The organism is Sphingobacterium sp. GVS05A (assembly GCF_019969845.1).
Taxonomy (GTDB): Bacteria; Bacteroidota; Bacteroidia; order Sphingobacteriales; family Sphingobacteriaceae; genus Sphingobacterium.
The window spans coordinates 421,682-442,103 of sequence record NZ_JAHXYR010000006.1; the positions used below are offsets into that span (position 1 = coordinate 421,682).

Here is a 20,422-nt window from a genome sequence, read left to right on the forward strand (position 1 = left end):
TTTTTTATATTTAATATTTTTATAATGGATTAATTTTTTGCATATTATTATACTGATTATGCTGGGTAGGCGTGGGATTGCAGAAAATTAACTGATTGAGCATACCATTATTATTCTATCCAACGCAGCCTTAGATGTCACTGCTGCACCATGTCGACGTGAAAACCCGAATTTGGTAAAATCATATGCTAAATACCAAAAACAAGGATTTGAAATTCTAGGCGTATCCATGGATAAAGCAGCTGATAAGGCAAAATGGTTAAAAGCGATTCAGGACGATGGACTTACTTGGAAACAGGTCGGAGATCTCAAGGGATGGGAAAATGAAGCAGGAGTAATGTATGATGTGAAGGCTATCCCCATGAATTTCCTGGTAGACCCAAATGGCAAAATCATTGCTAAATAGTTTTCCAGCACTCGTACACCCCAAGCTGTGCTGGCATATGTTTAGTTAGGAGGAGAAGGCTGTCCTTGCGTACAGCCTTTCTTCTTGAATTTAATGCAGAGATCATAATATGTTACCTAGATGTCTATTTACCTGTTGATTTTCTGTGAGTTGTGCGCTTTGGTCGAGCAGCCAAACTGAAAAAACTGCTGCGATAAACATATATTTTATTTCGTTTATGTTTTTTTTCTTGTTTTTGTGATTTTTTCATTTCTTTTTCTTGTAATCATAGCTTACTGTTGTGTTTAATACTGTTTTTTGCGATTATTGCTGTAAATAATCTTGTTTATAAAATTACCTTAAGTTGTCAAAATAAAAAGTCAATCCTAATTATGAATAGAAAATTTAAAACAATAGCTTTTATTTCGTTATTGTTCATAACCACTGGTGTCCAAGCCCAAGTAGGCAAATACCTCTGGAAAGAAACCTCTGAGGGGGGGTATACCTATAAATATGTGACCAACGATCCTGTTAAGACCCGTTTTTACAAACTCAAAAATGGTTTAACCGTTATCCTCAGTCCTAATAATAAACAACCTCGTATTCAGGCGTACATTGCCACTAAGGCCGGGAGCAAAACAGATCCCAAAGAACATACCGGGTTAGCACATTACCTTGAGCACATGCTTTTTAAGGGGACGGATAAGTTTGGTAGCCTCGATTGGTCCAAAGAAAAACCACTGTTGGATCAGGTGGACAATCTATATGAAAAATATAATCATACCACCGATGTTAACGAACGGACGGCGATCTATAAAGAAATTGACCGTGTATCGGGCGAGGCATCGAAATACGCTATTCCGAATGAATACGACAAATTGATGAGCAGCATGGGCTCTAAAGGTACCAATGCGTTTACATCTTTTGAGCAGACGGTATATGTGGAAGATATCCCCAGCAATGTGCTCGACAAATATTTGGCCGTTCAGGCCGAGCGGTTCAGAAATCCTATTCTGCGTTTGTTCCATACCGAATTGGAGTCCGTATATGAGGAGAAAAATATCAGCCTAGATAACGACAATAGAAAGTCTATCGAAACCATTTTTGCGGCCATGTTTCCAAACAATAATTATGGTAAGCAAACTGTATTGGGATCTGTAGAACATCTTAAAAATCCTTCGCTAAAAGCTATAAGGGAATATTACAATACCTATTATGTTCCCAATAATATGGGCGTCATTATGTCGGGTGATTTCAATCCTACGGATGTCATCCAACGTATTGATAAGGCATTTTCCACGATGAAATCTAAGCCTGTTCCGGCCTATACTTTTGAAAAAGAGCAGACCATTACCAGCCCTATTACAAAAACCGTCATGGGGCCGACATCTGAGTACCTGCTGATGGGGTTTCGGTTTCCGGGGGCTGCTGATCCAGATGCACAGATCCTGAATCTTATGGCCAATGTGCTGACCAATGGATCAGCCGGATTGATCGACCTTGATCTTGTGAAATCACAAAAATTGTTGGGTGCAGGCGCTTTTCCCTATGTATTGAAAGACTATTCGATGTTGATTCTTCAAGGCAATCCGGGGGCAGGACAAAGTTTGGAGGATGTCAAGAAACTATTGTTGGGTGAACTCGATAAACTAAGAAAGGGACAATTTTCAGCCGACCTGCTTACTTCGATCATTAATAATGAAAAGAAAGCGCAAATCAAGCTATTTGATAATTATACCGGTACTGCAGAGCAGCTCATGTCAGGCTTTACTTCGGAGACTGATTGGGCAAAAGAATTGGCTTATACCGACCGTTTGTCAAAAATAACCAAAGAAGATATCGTGCGTTTTGCTAATAAGTATCTCTCAGATGTCAATTATGTCACTGTCTATAAACGAAAAGGACAGGATGATAAGGTCGATAAAGTTGTCAAACCGGCCATTACTCCAATTACGGTTAACAGAAATGTTGAATCTGCCTTTCTGAAACAGATCAACGCGATGCCTGAGCAGGACATCAAGCCAAGGTGGATTGATTTTGCAAAAGATATGTCGACAGCAAAATTGAAAGATCTCGATGTTTTGGCCGTTCAGAATAAAAACAATGAGTTGTTTAGCCTAACCTACCATTTTGATTTTGGAAGCTGGGACAATAAATTATTAAGCCTTGCTGTGGGGTATTTGGAGTTTTTGGGCACCAAAGACAAGAGCAGTGAAGAGTTTAGCAAAGCCTTCTACAAGTTGGCTTCGGAATTTTCGGTATCTTCTGGCAATGAAGAAAGCAGTGTGTCTGTTCATGGCCTACACAGTAACTTTACCGAATCGATGAGCTTGTTGCAGGATCTGATGCACAACTGCGTGGAGGATGAAGGAGCATTTAAGGCCTACATTGCACGGTTGAAAAAATCAAGGGCGAATGCCAAGGAGAATAAGGCAACGATCATGGAAGGCCTAAAAGCCTATGCACGCTATGGTGCCAAAAATCCCTTTAACTATACCTATACCGACCAGGAACTCGATGGTTTGAAAGCGGCTGAACTTGTTGCGGTGTTGCACAACCTAGCTAGAGCCAAGCATCGTATTTTATATTATGGACCACAAAGTGTCACCGATTTGGTCAAAAACCTTAAACCATTAAAGGATAATGTATCTCCTTATTTTGCGATGGAGAAAGGCGTAAAATTTGAAGAAAAGCCAACTAACGAGAATAAGGTGCTGTTTGCCCAATATGTGATGAAGCAGGCAGAAGTCTTCTGGATCCGTAATTCGGGATTATTTGATAAAAACCAAATACCGACTGTCATATTCTTTAACGGTTATTTTGGCGGCGGCATGGGTAGTATTGTTTTTCAGACCCTTCGCGAATCCAAAGCATTGGCCTATACGACGTATGCTTATTATGGACAACCTCAAAGGAAAGAAAACCATGGCATGGTAGGTGCCTATATCGGGACACAATCTGACAAGTTTAAGGATGCCGTAGGTGGAATGAATGAGCTTTTGAATGAGCTGCCTGAGTCAAAAGTAGGCTTGGAATCAATTCGCACCAATTTACTGAAATCTTTGGCAAGTGAGCGTATTACAGGGGCGAGTATTCTTTCAAGCTATTTAGCTGCACAACGTCGTGGACTTACAGAAGATTCCAGAAAAATGGTTTTTGAGAAACTTCCTCAGCTAACGTTTTCAGACCTTAAAACGTTTCATACCGATAATATCAGCCATAAGCCTTATGTCTATTGCATTGTTGGAGATGAAAAGGACTTAAATGAAGGTACTATCTCAGACTTGGGTAGTATCCAAAAGCTAAGTCTTGGTGAAATATTTGGATACTAATCCAATTCAAAAAAAAACGTTTCGATGTTTATAGTTTATTGGGGGCACATCTTGGATGATGTCCCCTTTTTTATGATCAAAGAATAATCTTTATTGGTCCAATATTGCTTAGTAGGTAAAATTACGGATTAAAGAAACTTCGAAGCCGATCATTTACCAATAAATATGGTCATACACCTTCGATTATGGATTATGCACATTATAATTATGTAGCGCAGTCGGAAAATGGTATCTTTTAAGAAACATTAATTTTTTATTAAACTATTTTTATCTTCCATTTGTTAGATACCATAATATATTAATCGCTATTAGTTCAGGTCTTTAGTCTATATTGTCTGTTGTTGTATATTACCGATGGAAGATGGTGATTGATGGTGTGTTCTCATGAAGGTGTAGAAATTTAACTTTTTTGTTATAAACTTTTATTTGTGATTTTATGAATGCAAAATCACCTACAAAAAATGAGTCGCAACGGATCCAGGCACTGCATGAATATGAAATTCTGGACACCGCTGCGGAATCCGAGTTCGATCGTATCACTGAGATCGCCTCACGCGTTTGTGATATGCCTATCTCTTTAATTTCATTGGTAGACAAAGAGAGGCAATGGTTTAAATCACGGGTGGGACTCGAAGTGAAAGAGACGCCACGCGATTTATCTTTTTGCCAATATACATTTACAGAAGATCAGCTATTGGAGGTTCGGGATGCTGTTGAAGATGACCGGTTTAAATCCAATACACTCGTAACGGCGGATCCTCATATCCGTTACTACGCTGGATTACCCTTAATTGATGCGAATGGATTTGCTTTGGGGGCATTATGCGTTATTGACAGGGTGCCCAGGCAACTCGATGAAAACCAAAAACAAATACTTTCCCTGTTACGGGATGAGGTGGTTGCACTTATTGTCAATCGAAAAGAAAAGGAGAAACATAAAGAAAGTGAGCAGAAGCTGAAAGCATTTTTTGATCACTCACAGAGCCTCATGTGTACACATGATCTTGACGGCAATTTTATTACGGTGAATGAGGCTGGAGCTAGATTATTAGGCTATGAAAAAATGGAAATAGAAAAGCTTTCTCTTTTTGATATTGTGCCAAAGGAAGGCCATTCAAATCTTAAAAGCTACCTCGCTGAAATTGTAAAAAAAGGAGTTCTCAAAGGCGAAATGCGTACGGTAACACGTGCTGGTAGCATGCGTATTTGGATGTTTAATAATATCCTCCAGGTTAACGGAAATAAGAAGGCATATGTCATTGGTAATGCGGTTGATATCACCGAGCAGCATTATTTGGAGAAGGATCTAAAACATGCCCAAGCGATGTTGACAAGGACAGGAAGGGTTGCACGAATCGGTGGCTGGGAGTACAATCTTAAGGATGCAAAAATTGTCTGGTCCGAGATCACCAAGGAGATTCATGAAGTAGCAAAGGATTATGAGCCTGATCTTACAAGCTCGCTGAATTTTTACAAGGAAGGGCTGCATCGGAATAAAATTCAGCAAGCCATTGAGCAGGCTATTTCCACAGGAGAGCCTTGGGATCTAGAACTGGAAATTATCACTTTTAAAGGGCATGCACTTTGGGTACGCGCATTGGGCAATGCCGATTTTGAAAATGGCGTCTGTGTACGGCTTTATGGTACCTTCCAGGACATTGATAGACGTAAAAGAATGGAAGCGGAGTCGTCAAATTCGAAAAAACTATTTGAAGATATTCTGGAGGCTACTTCTGCAGTTGCTATTATCGCCACGGATATAGATGGTACAATAACGTTGTTTAATAAAGGCGCCGAAAATCTTCTGGGGTATGCCAGCGAAGAAATAATCGGTAAATTAAGCCCGGTGCACTTTCATTTGCAGAGCGAGTTAGATCTGAGGGAGCGTGAGCTAGCTATAGAACTGGGGTATCCTGTTAAAGGATTCAGCGTTTTTGTGGAAAAAGCTGAGCGTTATGGTTCGGAGCAACTGGAATGGACTTACATCCGCAAAGACGGTTCACACCTGTTCGTTTCCTTAGCTGTGACCATGATCAGAAACATCGAGGATAAAGTCATTGGATATCTTGGTGTAGCTACAGATATCAGCAAAATTATTCAACAGCATAAAGAACTTGAGAGAGCAAAAGGAATTGCTGAGCAGGCAAGTATGGCAAAGTCCGAGTTTTTGGCCAATATGAGCCACGAAATACGCACCCCCCTTAATGGTATAGTAGGCTTTACCGATTTATTGACTAGAACCAGTTTGAATGATACGCAGCGTGAGTATTTGGGGATGGTCGAACAATCAACCACTTTATTGTTAAGCATTATCAATGATGTTCTGGATTTCTCCAAAATTGAAGCCGGTAAAATGGAACTGGAAATCGAGCAAACGGACCTCAACGAACTCATCATTCAGCTGAACAAACTTTTTAATGTTCAGATCACAGGCAAAGGCCTGGAATTCCATTTAAATATAGCACCCGAGGTGCCAAGTTATATTTGGACAGACGGACTTCGTATTAAACAAGTGTTGATGAATCTAATGAGCAATGCAATCAAATTTACTGCGAAAGGAAAAATTACATTTCAGATTTCAGTACTTTCCCGGGAGGCCGAAACTGCTGTTCTGCGTTTCAGTGTTCAGGACACCGGGATAGGCATAAAAGAAGATAAGCAGGCAAAAATCTTTGAAGCCTTTTCGCAGGAGGATACTTCAATGACCAAACGTTATGGCGGCACAGGTCTAGGACTTACGATATCCAATCGCTTGCTAAAAATGATGGGGAGTGAACTGAAGTTGGAAAGTAAAGTTGCTGTAGGAAGCCATTTCTTTTTTGACCTCGACTTACGTTCTATTTGGGAAACAGAAGAATGGAAAGATCTTGCAAATATTGACACCGTTCTTGTCGTTTCCGATGATCAAAGCGAACGTGAAAGGTTGGTTCAACTATTGAACAAAAAGAATATCGGTGCGCAACATGCAAATAATGGGTTCGAAGTCCTGCAGCTCTTGATGCGCGGCAGTCGCTTTGGAGCAATCCTCATGATGAATGACTTGCCTATTATGAATGGCATAGACACCATTAAGAAGATTCGGGAAAAGGTTTTTAATGAAAAATATATACAGCCTATAATTCCCATATTTGATCCCCAAGACAGCAATGTTGCTTCTGTTTGCGAATCACTGGAAATTAGGCAATGGTTATTCAATCCTGTTAAACCCGAGGATCTTTATCACATGCTGTCCAATATTCACAGGTAGCAATTACCAAAGCAGCCAAGTAAGAATAGTTAAAGTGCCAGCTCGAATAAGTAATTCTTGCATTAATGCCTCGCGATCTAGCGTGGCCCAACCATATTTTTACAATATACCTAATCGTTTGCCTTTTTAAAGACGATTCTAGGTGCTGTCTTCATAGCGATTGATATTATTTTCTATAATCCATACAATTATATTTTTAATGAGGATAACTACGTATTTAAGGATTACGGTTATCATCTTGAAGATGCTCTATGCAACTTCGTAGCGTCGGCGATAATTAATTAAGATTCAGTTTCTTTCTTATCTAAAACAGTTCGAAATGCTTTGTATATCCCTAAAAGCCGGATGATCAAGCAAGTCAGTGTTAGGCCAAGATATTGCACTACCCAAGCGATAAGAATTGCTACAATGTGGATCTTGCCGTTTTCCGGCCTGAACATCTCTCCTGTGAAAAGATAAAAAGCAAAAGTAGCGAATACACCCAACCAGATCAGGGCATAAATATAATGTAGTGGATTTTTACTGAATTGGTATTTACTCAACATAGGCGTCTTTAATTTAATCTTAAATATATAGAGGTTTGGATTTATTTATGAATGGATTTACAATTCGCTTGATGAGATTTATGAATCGTTGGGTCGTGATCGATCAGCATCTTGTTTTTAGAAATCAGCAATAATAATCTTTTTCATTCCCATCATTTTTTTGAATGCGCCGGGTCTTCTGTTGAGCTCCGCCCAATTTTCAGGACAAACCTGCCAGCTTAATCCGTATCTGTCTTTCAGCCATCCACAAACGCTCTCCTGTCCTCCACCCGATGTAAGTGCTTCCCAATAGTAGTCTATTTCAGTCTGGTCCTTACAGGGGATCATCAGCGAAATAGCCTCGTTAAATTTGAATATCGGTCCGGCATTGATCCCGATAAGACGCATTCCCAAAATCTCAAACTCTACGGTAAGTACTTTTCCAGCAAAATCCTTCTGGAAATCAGCCAATCCTTCGGCTTCTGAACTCGGGTAATAAGTAATATTGATTATTTTTCCATCTTTGAAAACCGATAGGTAATATTCTGCGGCTTCCTGTGCGTTGCTGTCAAACCAAAGGTTTGGAATTATCTTTTGCATAGCTTTATATTTTTGGGTTATTTTTTCCTTTTTCAGTATAGCCTACAATTGATACTCATCTATTTCATTCTATCTGAATTTTGATCATTTGCAGTCTTACAAATCTAACAGATTTGTTCTTCGATCGACTTGGCATAGGATAAGAAATAGAACTGCATATATAACGCATTGCATCCCGTTCGTGGTCTTAATATACTGTTTGATAATGAACATTTGTTATATTTATCCATCAAATTATCGTTAAGTGAGTTTAGGATGAAGGCCTTATTAATTATAGATATGCAACAGGGCAGTTTTAAGCCCTATACGCTGCGGTATGATACCTTTGGTGTCATTGATCGGATCAACGAACTATCTCAACAGTTTAGAAAGAGTGGTGACCCCGTTATTTTTATACAACATGATGGCACAAAGGAGAACAGCTTCCTTCCTGGTACAGAAGATTGGTCTTTATTGCCTGAATTGATCAGAGGTCCTGAAGATATATTTGTTTCTAAGACAACGAATAATTCATTTTATAAAACTGATCTTCAGACGATATTGAAAAGTAGGGGAGTGAAGGAACTGATCGTGACCGGATGTGCGACAGATTTCTGTGTGGATGCCACGATAAAATCAGCGCTAACAAGAGATTATTTTATCACCGTAGTTTCTGATGGACATACGACAGCTGACAGATCAATGATCCCCGCTAAGCAGGTGATAGCCTATTTCAATTGGTTATGGTCAGAAATGACAGCGACGCAAGGGATGATCAAAGTTGAAACCAGTCATGCTATTTTAGGAACTTAAAGTACTAAGAGGATATACAATGTGGTACACAAAAGAAAGAAAATTATCATTTTTAATTGCTCTGGCCTATGTCAGTATAGGTATTTTACTAGCTATTCAGTTCTAATTTTATCACTATCTTCAACAGACAATAAAAATGAAGATCAAATTTGAAATCGAAACCTTAGGCTATATTGTATCCGAGATTTCATCCGATACGAAACGATTTAAAATAGGGCATAGCTCAGATTATGGTGATAAGTTTCAGGAGCTATTGAATAAGCTTTTCTTTATCTATGAAATCGTAAAAGAAAAAGATAAAACGTATTTTCCTCATTCTACCAATGTACTGTGGGAGGACGATCGTGTTAATTATTCTTGGACCATTCGCATAGATTCGATTGATTCATGCATCAATATCAAAATTGAAGAATTATCACCTTCTAATGTATCGTATAAAGCGGTGCTGATTCAAGAAGATATTGAAACAGAAAAATTGTTCGATGCAATTTATCAATCACTGAAGAAAATGCTAGCAGAATTTGGCTTTATTGGCTATAAGAAAAAATGGGAGACAGGTAACTTTCCTATATATGAATATATAACGCTTAAGGCGGCTAGAGAAGGGGTGGATTTGCGACATGCGAGTTGCCTAGAGGAAGAAGAGTGGAGACAAAAGATAGCTCTTAATGATGAATTAGGTGTTATTAATATGAGCTAAAAATTAGCATAATATGATGTTACAAAGAGAAGATCATTAAAGCACTAAGTACATGGCTAGCGAAAGAATAAAGAGAAAGATTAGTTTACCCCAATCTGAATTATTTAAAGATTGTGTAGCGGTAGATTTAGATGGTATTTATCTTGACCTACATAATGACTATGACTGCTTTAGATTCGTGTACAACGCAGCTTTTAACGAATTTCGACTTAGATTTAAACGTGTAAATCTAGAAACTGCCTCTAACTATAATCTAGTTGATCTAGTTTTTATTGATGCATTCATGGAGACTTGCTTATTTGTTTTTGACGAAGATGTTTCCAATGAATTTAAGACTATTGACCTGTTGTATCGAGGTCGGTTTGAAAATGGTAATGAGTTAGCTGAGTTTGATAGTTCCGGGCGATCGTTGTACTATATAAGTTTTTATAGCGGGCTTGAATTAAAGGTATTTGCAACAGCGTTGACAGTTGAGTTGTAGAATAATTCGGGAAGTAAAGATAGTTGCTATCATTTCTATCTTAAATTTGGGTTGAATTGATAATTTATTGAAAATATCTGCTCAAAAATAGGCACAGTTAAAACAGTGTTTGATTATAAAGGATGGCAATCCTATAACCAGGTTGATAAAACTTCTATCTAACTGAATGATATTAAAGAAAGACATCATCATAGCACTCAGCAAAAAGTTGTCTCTGCCTTACACAGGGACAGAGCAGGACTGGGATATCGAAATGGCAGACTCCTCGCGGATAAATGAATTTATTGATTTTTATCACCAATATGACTTAGCATTTGAGGAAAGGATGGCTTTAATGTCTCTAATTGTTGCATCCTATGATGACTATCTAAATGAGCAGGACCTAGCAGTAGATTGCAGATGGGATAGAATTAAAGCGATGTTAACAAAGGATAAAAGATATTTTATTGAACTGATAGATTATTGGTCTTTGGATAATGAAGACGATATTTTCAGAATAACCCCTCTTATGAGAACTATCTAATCAATATGGATGCTATTAAATTAAATGAAGAGTTTGGAGACTTTTTCGCTTACAATCTAAGTATGAATTTTCAAAACAAAGTCACGGAAATATATTACGGTGAGTATATAACAGAAACCTCGGTTCCAATTAAGAAAATGATTTTTGAAAATGTTGTTTGGCAAGAGTTTTCGGAGTTTGATTTTGTTAATATTTTCAATGTAATAGAAGTCGAAAATAGCTTTGAAGTGTTTTTCAATAGCCATTTGTGCTATTTTAATAGCATGAAAAATTATATTGCTGAGGATAAAATGAATGCGATGAAAATGCCAGGCTTGTTCTATTACACCTTTCGTCAAACGAGCGGTTTCAACTGCTTCATAATTACCAAGACAGCATTGAGAATTGAATTTTTATAATGCTATTATCCCAGAATATGGATAATAAAATTCTTGTCACCCTCAATATCTAAATTCTGGTATTTCTAAACCCTTCGAATTTGACGGGTTTAAAATTGGGGCAGTACAGAGAAAATACATTCATTCCTCATCTGCGCATAGGACATACGTCGACTCACATTAAGACAAATAGAAGATTTATGGGGCAGTCTGGATGAACCTCTCAGTAGGCAAAAAGTTTCGCAAGCAAATAGATCGTATGAACGCCGTTCAAATTGGAAAAACACCATGATTCTTCATGGCAAAGCATAATATTAAGTTGTAATTATTTAAAAAAATAGATCCTAATAATGATAAAGCGTTATGAAAATAGTAAATAATTTTCATATAAACAATCGTATTTGTTTTGTATTTATTAAGTAGTTAAAAATATTTTTAGTGAAAAGTTTTTTGTTTGAATAATTGTTCTTTTTTGCGTTTTGTAAGTTTTGTGTTTCAAGAAACATTATTTTTTTTATAAAACTATTTTTATTTGCTATTGTTAGTTACTATATTATATCTATTAATTGCTATTATATCAGGTGTTTAGTCTATGTTGTCTGTTGTTGTATATTTCCGATGGAAGATGGTGATTGATGGAGTGTTCTCATGAAGGTGTAGAAATTTAACTTTTTTGTTATAAACTTTTATTATTGTGATTTTATGGATGCAAAATCACTGACAAAAAATGAGTCGCAACGGATTCAGGCACTGCACGCGTATGAAATTCTGGACACCGCTGCGGAATCAGAGTTCGATCGTATCACTGAGATTGCCTCACGCGTTTGTGATATGCCTATCTCTTTAATTTCATTGATAGACAAAGAAAGGCAATGGTTTAAATCACGTGTTGGATTCGACGTGGAAGAGACACCACGCGACTTATCTTTTTGCCAATATACATTGACAGAAGATCAGCTATTGGAGGTTCGGGACGCTGCTCAAGATGACCGGTTTAAATCCAATACGCTCGTAACGGCGGATCCTCATATCCGGTACTACGCTGGATTACCCTTGGTTGATGCCAATGGATTTGCTTTGGGTGCGTTATGCGTTATTGACAGGGTACCCAGGCAACTTGACGAAAACCAAAAACAAATATTCTCCCTGCTACGGGATGAAGTGGTGGCGCTGATTGTCAATCGAAAAGAGAAGGAGAAATATAAAGAAAGTGAGCAGAAGCTGAAAGCATTTTTTGATCACTCACAGAGCCTCATGTGCACCCATGATCTGGAGGGCAATTTTATTACGGTAAATGAGGCTGGAGCCAGACTATTAAGCTATGAAAAAGAGGAAATAGAAAAGCTTTCTCTTTTTGATATTGTGCCAAAGGAAGGCCATTCAAATCTTAAAAGCTACCTCGCTGAAATCATTAAAAAAGGAGTTGTCAAAGGCGAAATGCGCACGGTAACACGTGCTGGTGGTATACGTATTTGGATGTTTAATAATATCCTCCAGGCTAACGGAAATAAGAAGGCATATGTAATTGGTAATGCGGTTGATATCACCGAGCAGCATTATTTGGAGAAGGATTTAAAACATACCCAAGCAATGTTGACAAGGACCGGAAGGGTTGCACGGGTCGGTGGCTGGGAGTACAATCTGAAAGATGAAAAAATTATCTGGTCCGAGATCACCAAAGAGATTCATGAAGTAGCACAGGATTATGAGCCTGATCTTACAAGCTCGCTTAATTTTTACAAGGAAGGACTGCACCGGAATAAAATTCAGCAGGCCATTGAGCAAGCTATTTCCACGGGAGAACCCTGGGATCTTGAACTGGAAATTATCACTTTTAAAGGGCATCCACTTTGGATACGCGCATTGGGCAATGCCGATTTTGAAAACGGCGTCTGTGTACGACTTTATGGTACCTTTCAGGATATTGACAGACGTAAAAGAATGGAAGAGGAGTCGTCAAATTCAAAAAAACTATTTGAGGATATTCTCGAGGCTACTTCCGCAGTTGCCATTATCGCCACGGATGTGGAAGGTACAATAACATTGTTTAATAAAGGCGCCGAAAACCTATTGGGGTATGCCAGTGAAGAAATAATCGGTAAATTAAATCCGGTACATTTTCATTTGCAGAGCGAGATAGATTTGAGGGAACGTCAGCTAACCATCGAACTGGGATATCCCGTCAAGGGATTCAGCATTTTTGTGGAAAAAGCTGAACTTGACGGTTCGGAGCAACGTGAATGGACTTACATCCGCAAAGACGGCTCACAATTGTTCGTTTCTTTAGCCGTGACCATGATCAGAAACGTCGAGGACAAAGTCATCGGATATCTTGGTGTAGCTACAGATATTAGCAAAATAATTCAACAGCACAAAGAACTCGAACGAGCAAAAGGACTTGCTGAGCAGGCAAGTATGGCAAAGTCCGAGTTTTTGGCCAATATGAGCCACGAAATACGCACTCCCCTTAATGGTATAGTAGGCTTTACCGATTTATTGACCAGAACCAGTTTGAATGCTACACAGCGCGAGTATTTAGGGATGGTCGAGCAATCAACCACTTTATTGTTAGGCATTATCAATGATATTCTGGATTTCTCGAAAATTGAAGCCGGTAAAATGGAACTGGAAATTGAGCAAACGGATCTCAACGAACTTATCATGCAGCTGAACAAACTTTTTAATGTTCAGATCACAGGCAAAGGCCTGGAATTCCATTTAGATATCGCGCCCGAGGTACCAAGTTATATTTGGACAGACGCACTTCGTATCAAACAAGTGTTGATGAATCTAATGAGCAATGCAATCAAATTTACTGCGAAAGGAAAAATTATATTTCAGATTTCAGTCCTGTCACGGGAGGCCGAAACTGCTGTTCTGCGTTTCAGTGTTCAGGATACCGGGATAGGCATAAAAGAAGATAAGCAGACAAAAATCTTTGAAGCCTTTTCGCAGGAGGATACTTCAATGACCAAACGTTATGGCGGCACAGGTCTAGGGCTTACGATATCCAATCGCCTGCTAAAAATGATGGGGAGTGAACTGAAGTTGGAAAGTAAAGTTGCTGTTGGAAGCCATTTCTTTTTTGACCTCGACTTACGTTCTATTTGGGAAATAGAAGAATGGAAAGATCTTGCAAATATTGACACTGTTCTTGTCGTTGCCGATGATGAAAGTGAGCGTGAAAGGTTGGTTCAGCTATTGAATAAAAAGAATATCGGTGCGCTACATGCAAAGAATGGGTTCGAAGTCTTGCAGCTCTTGATGCGCGGCAGTCGCTTTGGAGCAATCCTTATGATGAACGACTTGCCTATTATGAATGGAATAGACACCATAAAGAAGATTCGGGAAAAGGTTTTTAATGAAAAATATATACAGCCCATAATTCCAGTATTTAATTCCCTATACAGCAATGTTGCTTCTGTTTGTGAATCACTGGAAATTAGACAATGGTTATTCAATCCTGTTAAACCTGAGGATCTTTATCAAGCGCTGGTCAATATTCATAAGTAGCAATTACCAAAGCAGCCAGGTAAGAATAGTTAAAGTGCCGGCTCGAATAAGTAATTCTTGCTTTAATGCCACACGATCTAGCGTGGGTCAACCATATTTTTACAATGCGCCTAATCGCTTGTCTTTTTAAAGGAGATTCCAGGTATCTTCACATTGATTGTATAATCATGCTGTCTATATGTGGTAGCTGCTAGGCTAATCAAAAGTATTGTAAAAATGATTTTCATCCTTAAAGTAATTACTTTATCAATTTTTTTATCAGTATGCCCTTTCAAGCTATTTGTAAACCAATACTCTAGTTTTTGTTAACGATAGAACTCCAACAGTTTGTTAGTAAAGTTAATACTCCACCATATATGGTTTTAATATATATAGTCGCCTTGCCCGAGCTTTTGCACGAAGCAAATGCGAGTAGTGTTACAACAGTATTTAAATCTTATATACTAAAAATTTAGTGTCTATTCGCAATTTTCGGTATCTCCCCGATACCGCTTACATATACATGTTTCTCCTTAAATAACCCTACCGACAAATTTACTTTTGCTATCCAGTACAGGACTCTAATCGTTAGGTGTTCCTTTAAAAATCACTCGACTTTTCTGCATTTCCTCACTACAGCTTACATAGACATCTTTGCCACTAAGCTGCCTACTTTTGTTCTAAATTCTCACACAATAACCTTCATTCCCATAAAAAGCAAATTTTGAGGACTGCGAGCACAGCGATCAATTGCTTTTATAAGGGCAAATTATATTGCATATAAAAAGCAATTTATCTAAGTTTGCAGGAATCAGTAACATATCGTGGAAAAAGACGCTAAAATTTACGTGGCAGGCCATCGAGGAATGGCAGGATCGGCAATACATCGCAAATTAATAGAACTTGGATACAATAACATCGTGACCCGTACGTCGCAGGAACTAGATTTGCGCAATCAACAGGCAGTTGCCGATTTTTTCAACGAAGAAAAACCTGACTATGTATTCTTGGCTGCGGCTAAAGTCGGTGGAATCATGGCGAACAATACCTTTCGCGCAGATTTTATCTACGAAAATATGGCGATACAGGGTAGCGTGATTAAATCCGCCTACGATAATGAGGTAAAAAAGTTGATGTTCTTAGGTTCAAGTTGCATTTATCCCAAGATGGCGCCACAACCTTTAAACGAAGACTTATTGTTGACCGGTACATTGGAATCTACGAATGAGCCTTATGCCATCGCCAAAATTGCCGGTATTAAAATGGCAGAAGCTTTCCGCGACCAATACGGTTGTAATTTCATATCAGTCATGCCGACCAATCTGTATGGCATCAACGATAATTATCATCCTCAAAACTCCCACGTCTTACCAGCCTTGATCAGAAGATTCCATGAGGCAAAAGTCAATAACTTGGATGAAGTTGTGATATGGGGTACTGGAACTCCGCTAAGGGAATTTCTTTTCTCGGATGACTTGGCTGATGCCTGCGTATTTTTGATGAATAATTATAACGAAAAACAATTTGTCAATATTGGCGTCGGGGAAGATCTCAGTATAAAGGATCTTGCAGAACTCATTAAAGAAGTTATAGGATATGAAGGGAACATCTCTTTCGATAGCAGTAAACCGGATGGAACACCACGCAAATTGATGGACGTATCCAAATTACACGCCTTAGGCTGGAAACATAAAATCAATCTTCCCGAAGGAATTAAATTAGCTTACGCTGACTTCCTGAAAAAAGAATAAGCTGATTCCTACAATTGTTAAATGATATTTACTCCCATCACGGCGTTGAATCAATTGTTGTTTAATGTGTCTGTACTTTTATCTTGGTATTGCGGTACATAATCTACTTTTGAGAAGAGGTGCGGACCATTCATTTCGATACCTTCAGCTAGGAAGTCATTGAGAATAAGCTGATAGATTTCAGACTTGGCTAGGTCAATTTCGCCTGACTTGGAAATGTAAACATTCAGTTCATAAAGAACATAAAAGTCATCGAGTTTTTTTTGCAATACAAATGGCTCGGGAAATTGATTTACACGTGCAATACGTGGTGGAATTTTAAGTAGTAACTCGTGTATACGTTGCCAAGGTTCTTCATATCCCACTGTGAGTTCAACCTGAAAACATATTCCTTCTTCTGAAAAGGTCGAATAATTGACGGTATTGCCTGATAGGATGGAGGAATTTGGAATCGTGATTTCCTCATTTTTAATCGTGCGTAACCGAGTTACCAATGGAGACTTTTCAATGACGATACCGGTCTTATCGGCAATTGTAATGCGGTCACCGATACGGAAAGGCCGCATATAGGTAATAACCAGACCAGCGATAATATTTGAAATGGCAGAGGAAGATCCTAGTGAGAATAATACCCCAATAAAAACAGATATTCCTTTAAAGATGTCTGAATTCGCTCCAGGAAGATAGGGAAATAAAAGTACCAATGTGAAGGCTTGAAGTAGAAAGCGGATAATGTTGAATGTCGGCATAGCAAATTCACGATGAAAGCCATTTACTTCCAGTTTACCTTTGTCAATCTCGTTAAAAATATATCTTACAAACCGTACCACATAACGCATTACGAATAGGATAACGAAAACTGTGGTCAGATTTGGAATATAATCCCAAATGGCCATAGCTGTCTTTTTCAAAGGTTTTGTAAAAAGACCAATAAGATTTGAGGCCCAACTCTGCGTAAAAGGGAAGATACTGAAAACGAGAGGAAGCATAATAAAAGCAATCAGCATGATTAGTCCCCAGTATGCAATATTGATGATGTTAATGAATATGCGAGTCTTCTGAACAGAAGTTATCAATACATAATTTTTGATTTTCACGTCTTTGATCCGTTCAGTACGTTCGGTTAAAAGTCGTTTAGTTCCATATTTTCTCAATTTGTTGATCAAAAACACCAAAATCGAAAATGTAAGGAGAATCAAGAGGACGAGTCCAGTTCGCATCAGCATTTTGCTAATGCTATTATCTACCCGTTCCTGATTGATAGCCTCTTGGATACGCTTGAGATATTGTGCTGCAATCTCATCTTTACTTTTTCCTTCAAGTAGTGCATCCAGTTCTGTTATAGAGGTGATGATCAAGTCTTTGTAAACAATGTCGGCACTGATTTCATTGTTTTCGATTTTGAAAGAATCAACTTTTACAAAGTCATCTTCATAGAGGTTACGAATTCTATTGACCACATTGTAGGCACGATCCTTGGCCAGAGACGCCCCTAACTTATTATACACATAAAAGAGCGTGTCATTAAATGGTGCTACGGCGTAAGACTTCGTATTTTTTTTGATCGAATCGACCCGGATTTTTAACTGTTGCTTACGCATGTTATTCTCTTCGTCAAACTCATTAAGTTGCTGCTTTAGATTTTCTTTCTTACGGCTGTTGAGGCTTTTGAGTTTGGAGATTTCATGCTGGAGCTTGATACGCTCAAGCGAATCATTAATCTGCTGCTGTCGGATATCATTTAGCAGGGTACTTAGACCAAGTTCTTTTTTATTGATCGAATCATTTTCTTGTGCATATATCGCACTGAAAGTTGAACAAAAACAAAGTATAATCGTTAAGAAAAAAATGTATAATCTTTTCATATCTCTAATGTAAAATTTATTTGAAATCTGTAAGCATAACCATCCTGATCGGATAGTGATATACAGGATATTGAAACCAGAAGGTATGGGATGACTGTGAGTACAGTTGTTGCGGGTTATGTGCAAGTTAAAAAAACTGCGTATACTTTTGTTCTCCCTGTTATTTTATTTTTGAGGTGTTTGTTTCGTCTTTAGCGGCGTCCCTCGTTATTATATGTGAAACATCCACTTTTTTAATGGATGGGTTTCCCGAATACCACTTGGTGATCGAGTAAATGATATATCGCAACAATTGTGTAAAAAATCAAAACAACGATTAAAAACACATATGCGGAATAGCCAAATATTGTATAACCTGTCCGTTCTCTGTAAGATAGGTTTCTCCATTTTTCATCAAGATTTTGAAAATATAGATCAATTTTGTTTCTAAACATAATGTTTTTCCTTTCTTTGATTTAGTAGTCTTTGAGTTTACAATAAAGAGCGTTGCGAACAGCTTGCCTGTCATTACTATTATGGTATTTGTCTATACCTGAGTGATTAACAGTAAGATCTGATTTCAATGTAATGCAAATTATACAGATAATTATTTCCATGACAGCTATTCTGTAAAAAGTAGAAGGCATTTTGTATAATGTTTTGTATTTATTTTTTTGAATGTTTCCCAAAGAAAATAACAGGCGAGATACTGGTATTTTCAGATATGACGAATAGTAAATTTTTGTAGCTAAGTCACTTTTGTAATAAAAGTTAAAATCTTAATTACCCAAATTCCTATTATGGAATTGGCCTTCAAAAGATAAATCTGGTTTAATGTAAGATAAGTGAGCAATTACTGACTTTTCAGGTGCTGTTAGGGAAATATGATTGATTAGTCAATTAACAACTAGAAGAGGTGATTCTTAATGTTGTATAGGCAACTTTAAAAAATGTATTATTGAGAAATTAAGCCTATTAAGTTTATTAAAAAAGTTTACAAGCTGTTTTTAACTTTTCAGTATTTTATAGCATATGCAATAATAGTAATGACAATTTCTCAGTGTGTAAGATTTGAGGTAAAAACATACTATTGACAATGTGTCACTAACCATTTTATCAAAAGTAATATTATGATAATCGGTAATCTTGATTTTTGTAGAAATCACGTAAAGTAAAAAATTATGTACACTGAAACAATTAAAATAGGTCTTATCGATGATTCTTCAATCATTAGATTTCTTACACGGGCGAAGCTATCCCAACACACGAATCCAAAATTTGAAATAGTGTTAGAAGCCCCTTCTCCAGTTGGCATGGAATCATTCAAAGCTAAATTTGAAGATCCGGATGTTTTTTTAGTGGATGTTAATATGCCTTTTATGAATGGTATCGATAGTATTCCACATCTAAAGAAATTGTATCCCAATAGTCAGATTATTATGTATACCGATGATTTAGACAGCGACAAGATTAGTAGAGCATTGCAATTAGGTGCATCAGATTATATTTCAAAAAGTATAAATGATAGGATATTGATCGAAAGAGTAGAACAGATTGTATTCAACAATATGAAGCAACTCAAAATAGATAATCCCGCCAAGACAAATCATTATGCGTTTGAGATTGAATTTGCATAATCTCTGTTAAGTAAGACTTTTATGAGTCTTCCCTATTTTCAAAGGATATTATGGGATTTCAATTGAAAGAATTGCATATAAGTTGTATGACTGAAATATTTGTTCCTTGTATACACTTGTGAGTGAAAATGAATAAATTTATATACTATTATAAAAGTACCCTTCTAATTTGCGCGTTTTAACTATGGTCATTTATTTCGAAAAGTAATATTATTGGTCTCCTATGAATGAACTTTACCAAATCATAATTGCCGCAACCCCAGTCGCATCGTCTGTCATTTGTATACTTTTTTTGCTATTTGCATACGGAGATCGAATTTTATCTATCGAACGATATCTTAAAAGACTGTTATTGATCTATTTCTGTCAGATGATTTTTAACTGGATCTTTAATTTAATGGTTCAGGTTCCTGGTAGTTCATTTCAATATATTCTTCCTTTTGTCGCATTCAACCTCCATCTCATGCAGGTCGTATTCTTTCATGTAATTGTAATTATCACATCTATGGGCGAGCAAAAGAGAATAGGTGGATACCATTATGTGATTCCGTTCCTGCTTAGTTTTGCGGTTAGTTTATTCTTTTTTAGTTCATTATCTTTTTTTTCCTCGCATAATGATGTCTTTAATTTTTTTATACCATATCTTTTCATTTCGGTAGCACTGTATTCGGTGTATTATACCTATTTAATGATCCGACACCTTTATGATAGCTATACCAAGTTAATGTCAGAGGGGA

15 protein-coding genes and 1 pseudogene are annotated in these 20,422 nt (G+C 37.5%); 13 read left to right on the forward strand and 3 right to left on the reverse strand.

Going from position 1 to position 20,422, the window contains the following annotated elements; all coding sequences use genetic code 11:
• Positions 1 to 112 precede the first annotated feature (112 nt).
• From LC454_RS17235 to LC454_RS17250, 4 genes and pseudogenes are all read left to right on the forward strand, one after another.
• Positions 113 to 406 (forward strand): peroxiredoxin family protein, encoded by a 294-nt coding sequence (locus LC454_RS17235; protein WP_223583729.1) that lies wholly within the window; start codon positions 113 to 115, stop codon positions 404 to 406.
• A 371-nt stretch (positions 407 to 777) separates the two neighbouring features.
• Positions 778 to 3,717, forward strand: a complete 2,940-nt coding sequence (locus tag LC454_RS17240; RefSeq protein ID WP_223583710.1) for a M16 family metallopeptidase — start codon at positions 778 to 780, stop codon at positions 3,715 to 3,717.
• A 134-nt stretch (positions 3,718 to 3,851) separates the two neighbouring features.
• Positions 3,852 to 3,956: pseudogene (locus LC454_RS26660) on the forward strand (zinc-dependent metalloprotease); the annotation flags it as partial.
• Positions 3,957 to 4,153: 197 nt separating this feature from the next.
• Positions 4,154 to 6,964 (forward strand): PAS domain S-box protein, encoded by a 2,811-nt coding sequence (locus LC454_RS17250; RefSeq protein WP_223583711.1) that lies wholly within the window; start codon positions 4,154 to 4,156, stop codon positions 6,962 to 6,964.
• A gap of 281 nt (positions 6,965 to 7,245) precedes the next feature.
• On the opposite strand, the gene LC454_RS17255 is transcribed toward LC454_RS17250, so the two are convergent.
• On the reverse strand, positions 7,246 to 7,509 hold the full coding sequence (locus LC454_RS17255; protein ID WP_223583712.1) for a hypothetical protein: 264 nt from the start codon (positions 7,507 to 7,509) through the stop codon (positions 7,246 to 7,248).
• Positions 7,510 to 7,626: 117 nt separating this feature from the next.
• Complete coding sequence (locus LC454_RS17260) at positions 7,627 to 8,088, reverse strand: VOC family protein (RefSeq protein ID WP_223583713.1); 462 nt, start codon at positions 8,086 to 8,088, stop codon at positions 7,627 to 7,629.
• A gap of 255 nt (positions 8,089 to 8,343) precedes the next feature.
• Here LC454_RS17260 and LC454_RS17265 point away from each other — a divergent pair, with 255 nt between their 5' ends.
• From LC454_RS17265 to LC454_RS17295, 7 genes are all read left to right on the forward strand, one after another.
• Positions 8,344 to 8,880 (forward strand): cysteine hydrolase family protein, encoded by a 537-nt coding sequence (locus tag LC454_RS17265; protein ID WP_223583714.1) that lies wholly within the window; start codon positions 8,344 to 8,346, stop codon positions 8,878 to 8,880.
• Positions 8,881 to 9,016: 136 nt separating this feature from the next.
• On the forward strand, positions 9,017 to 9,580 hold the full coding sequence (locus LC454_RS17270) for a hypothetical protein (RefSeq protein ID WP_223583715.1): 564 nt from the start codon (positions 9,017 to 9,019) through the stop codon (positions 9,578 to 9,580).
• A 52-nt stretch (positions 9,581 to 9,632) separates the two neighbouring features.
• A complete protein-coding gene (locus LC454_RS17275) occupies positions 9,633 to 10,061 on the forward strand; it encodes a hypothetical protein (protein WP_223583716.1) in 429 nt (142 codons plus the stop codon).
• A 166-nt stretch (positions 10,062 to 10,227) separates the two neighbouring features.
• Positions 10,228 to 10,584: a hypothetical protein gene (locus LC454_RS17280; RefSeq protein ID WP_223583717.1), complete on the forward strand. Its 357-nt coding sequence runs from the start codon at positions 10,228 to 10,230 to the stop codon at positions 10,582 to 10,584.
• Positions 10,585 to 10,589: 5 nt separating this feature from the next.
• Positions 10,590 to 10,982: a hypothetical protein gene (locus LC454_RS17285; protein ID WP_223583718.1), complete on the forward strand. Its 393-nt coding sequence runs from the start codon at positions 10,590 to 10,592 to the stop codon at positions 10,980 to 10,982.
• Between the two features lie 681 nt (positions 10,983 to 11,663).
• The gene (locus LC454_RS17290; protein ID WP_223583719.1) at positions 11,664 to 14,474 is read left to right on the forward strand and encodes a PAS domain S-box protein; all 2,811 of its coding nucleotides are present in this window, start codon (positions 11,664 to 11,666) and stop codon (positions 14,472 to 14,474) included.
• 803 nt (positions 14,475 to 15,277) lie between these two features.
• Positions 15,278 to 16,204, forward strand: coding sequence for a GDP-L-fucose synthase family protein (locus LC454_RS17295; protein ID WP_223583720.1), 927 nt, complete (start codon positions 15,278 to 15,280; stop codon positions 16,202 to 16,204).
• 50 nt (positions 16,205 to 16,254) lie between these two features.
• Here LC454_RS17295 and LC454_RS17300 read toward each other — a convergent pair whose 3' ends face one another.
• Positions 16,255 to 18,069: a mechanosensitive ion channel family protein gene (locus tag LC454_RS17300; RefSeq protein ID WP_223583721.1), complete on the reverse strand. Its 1,815-nt coding sequence runs from the start codon at positions 18,067 to 18,069 to the stop codon at positions 16,255 to 16,257.
• Between the two features lie 1,160 nt (positions 18,070 to 19,229).
• Between LC454_RS17300 and LC454_RS17305 the strand changes: the two genes are divergently transcribed.
• Entirely contained in the window at positions 19,230 to 19,685 is a 456-nt protein-coding gene (locus LC454_RS17305) for a response regulator transcription factor (protein WP_223583722.1), read from the forward strand.
• 370 nt (positions 19,686 to 20,055) lie between these two features.
• A partial coding sequence (locus tag LC454_RS17310; protein ID WP_223583723.1) for a hypothetical protein occupies positions 20,056 to 20,422 on the forward strand: 367 nt, incomplete at its 3' end.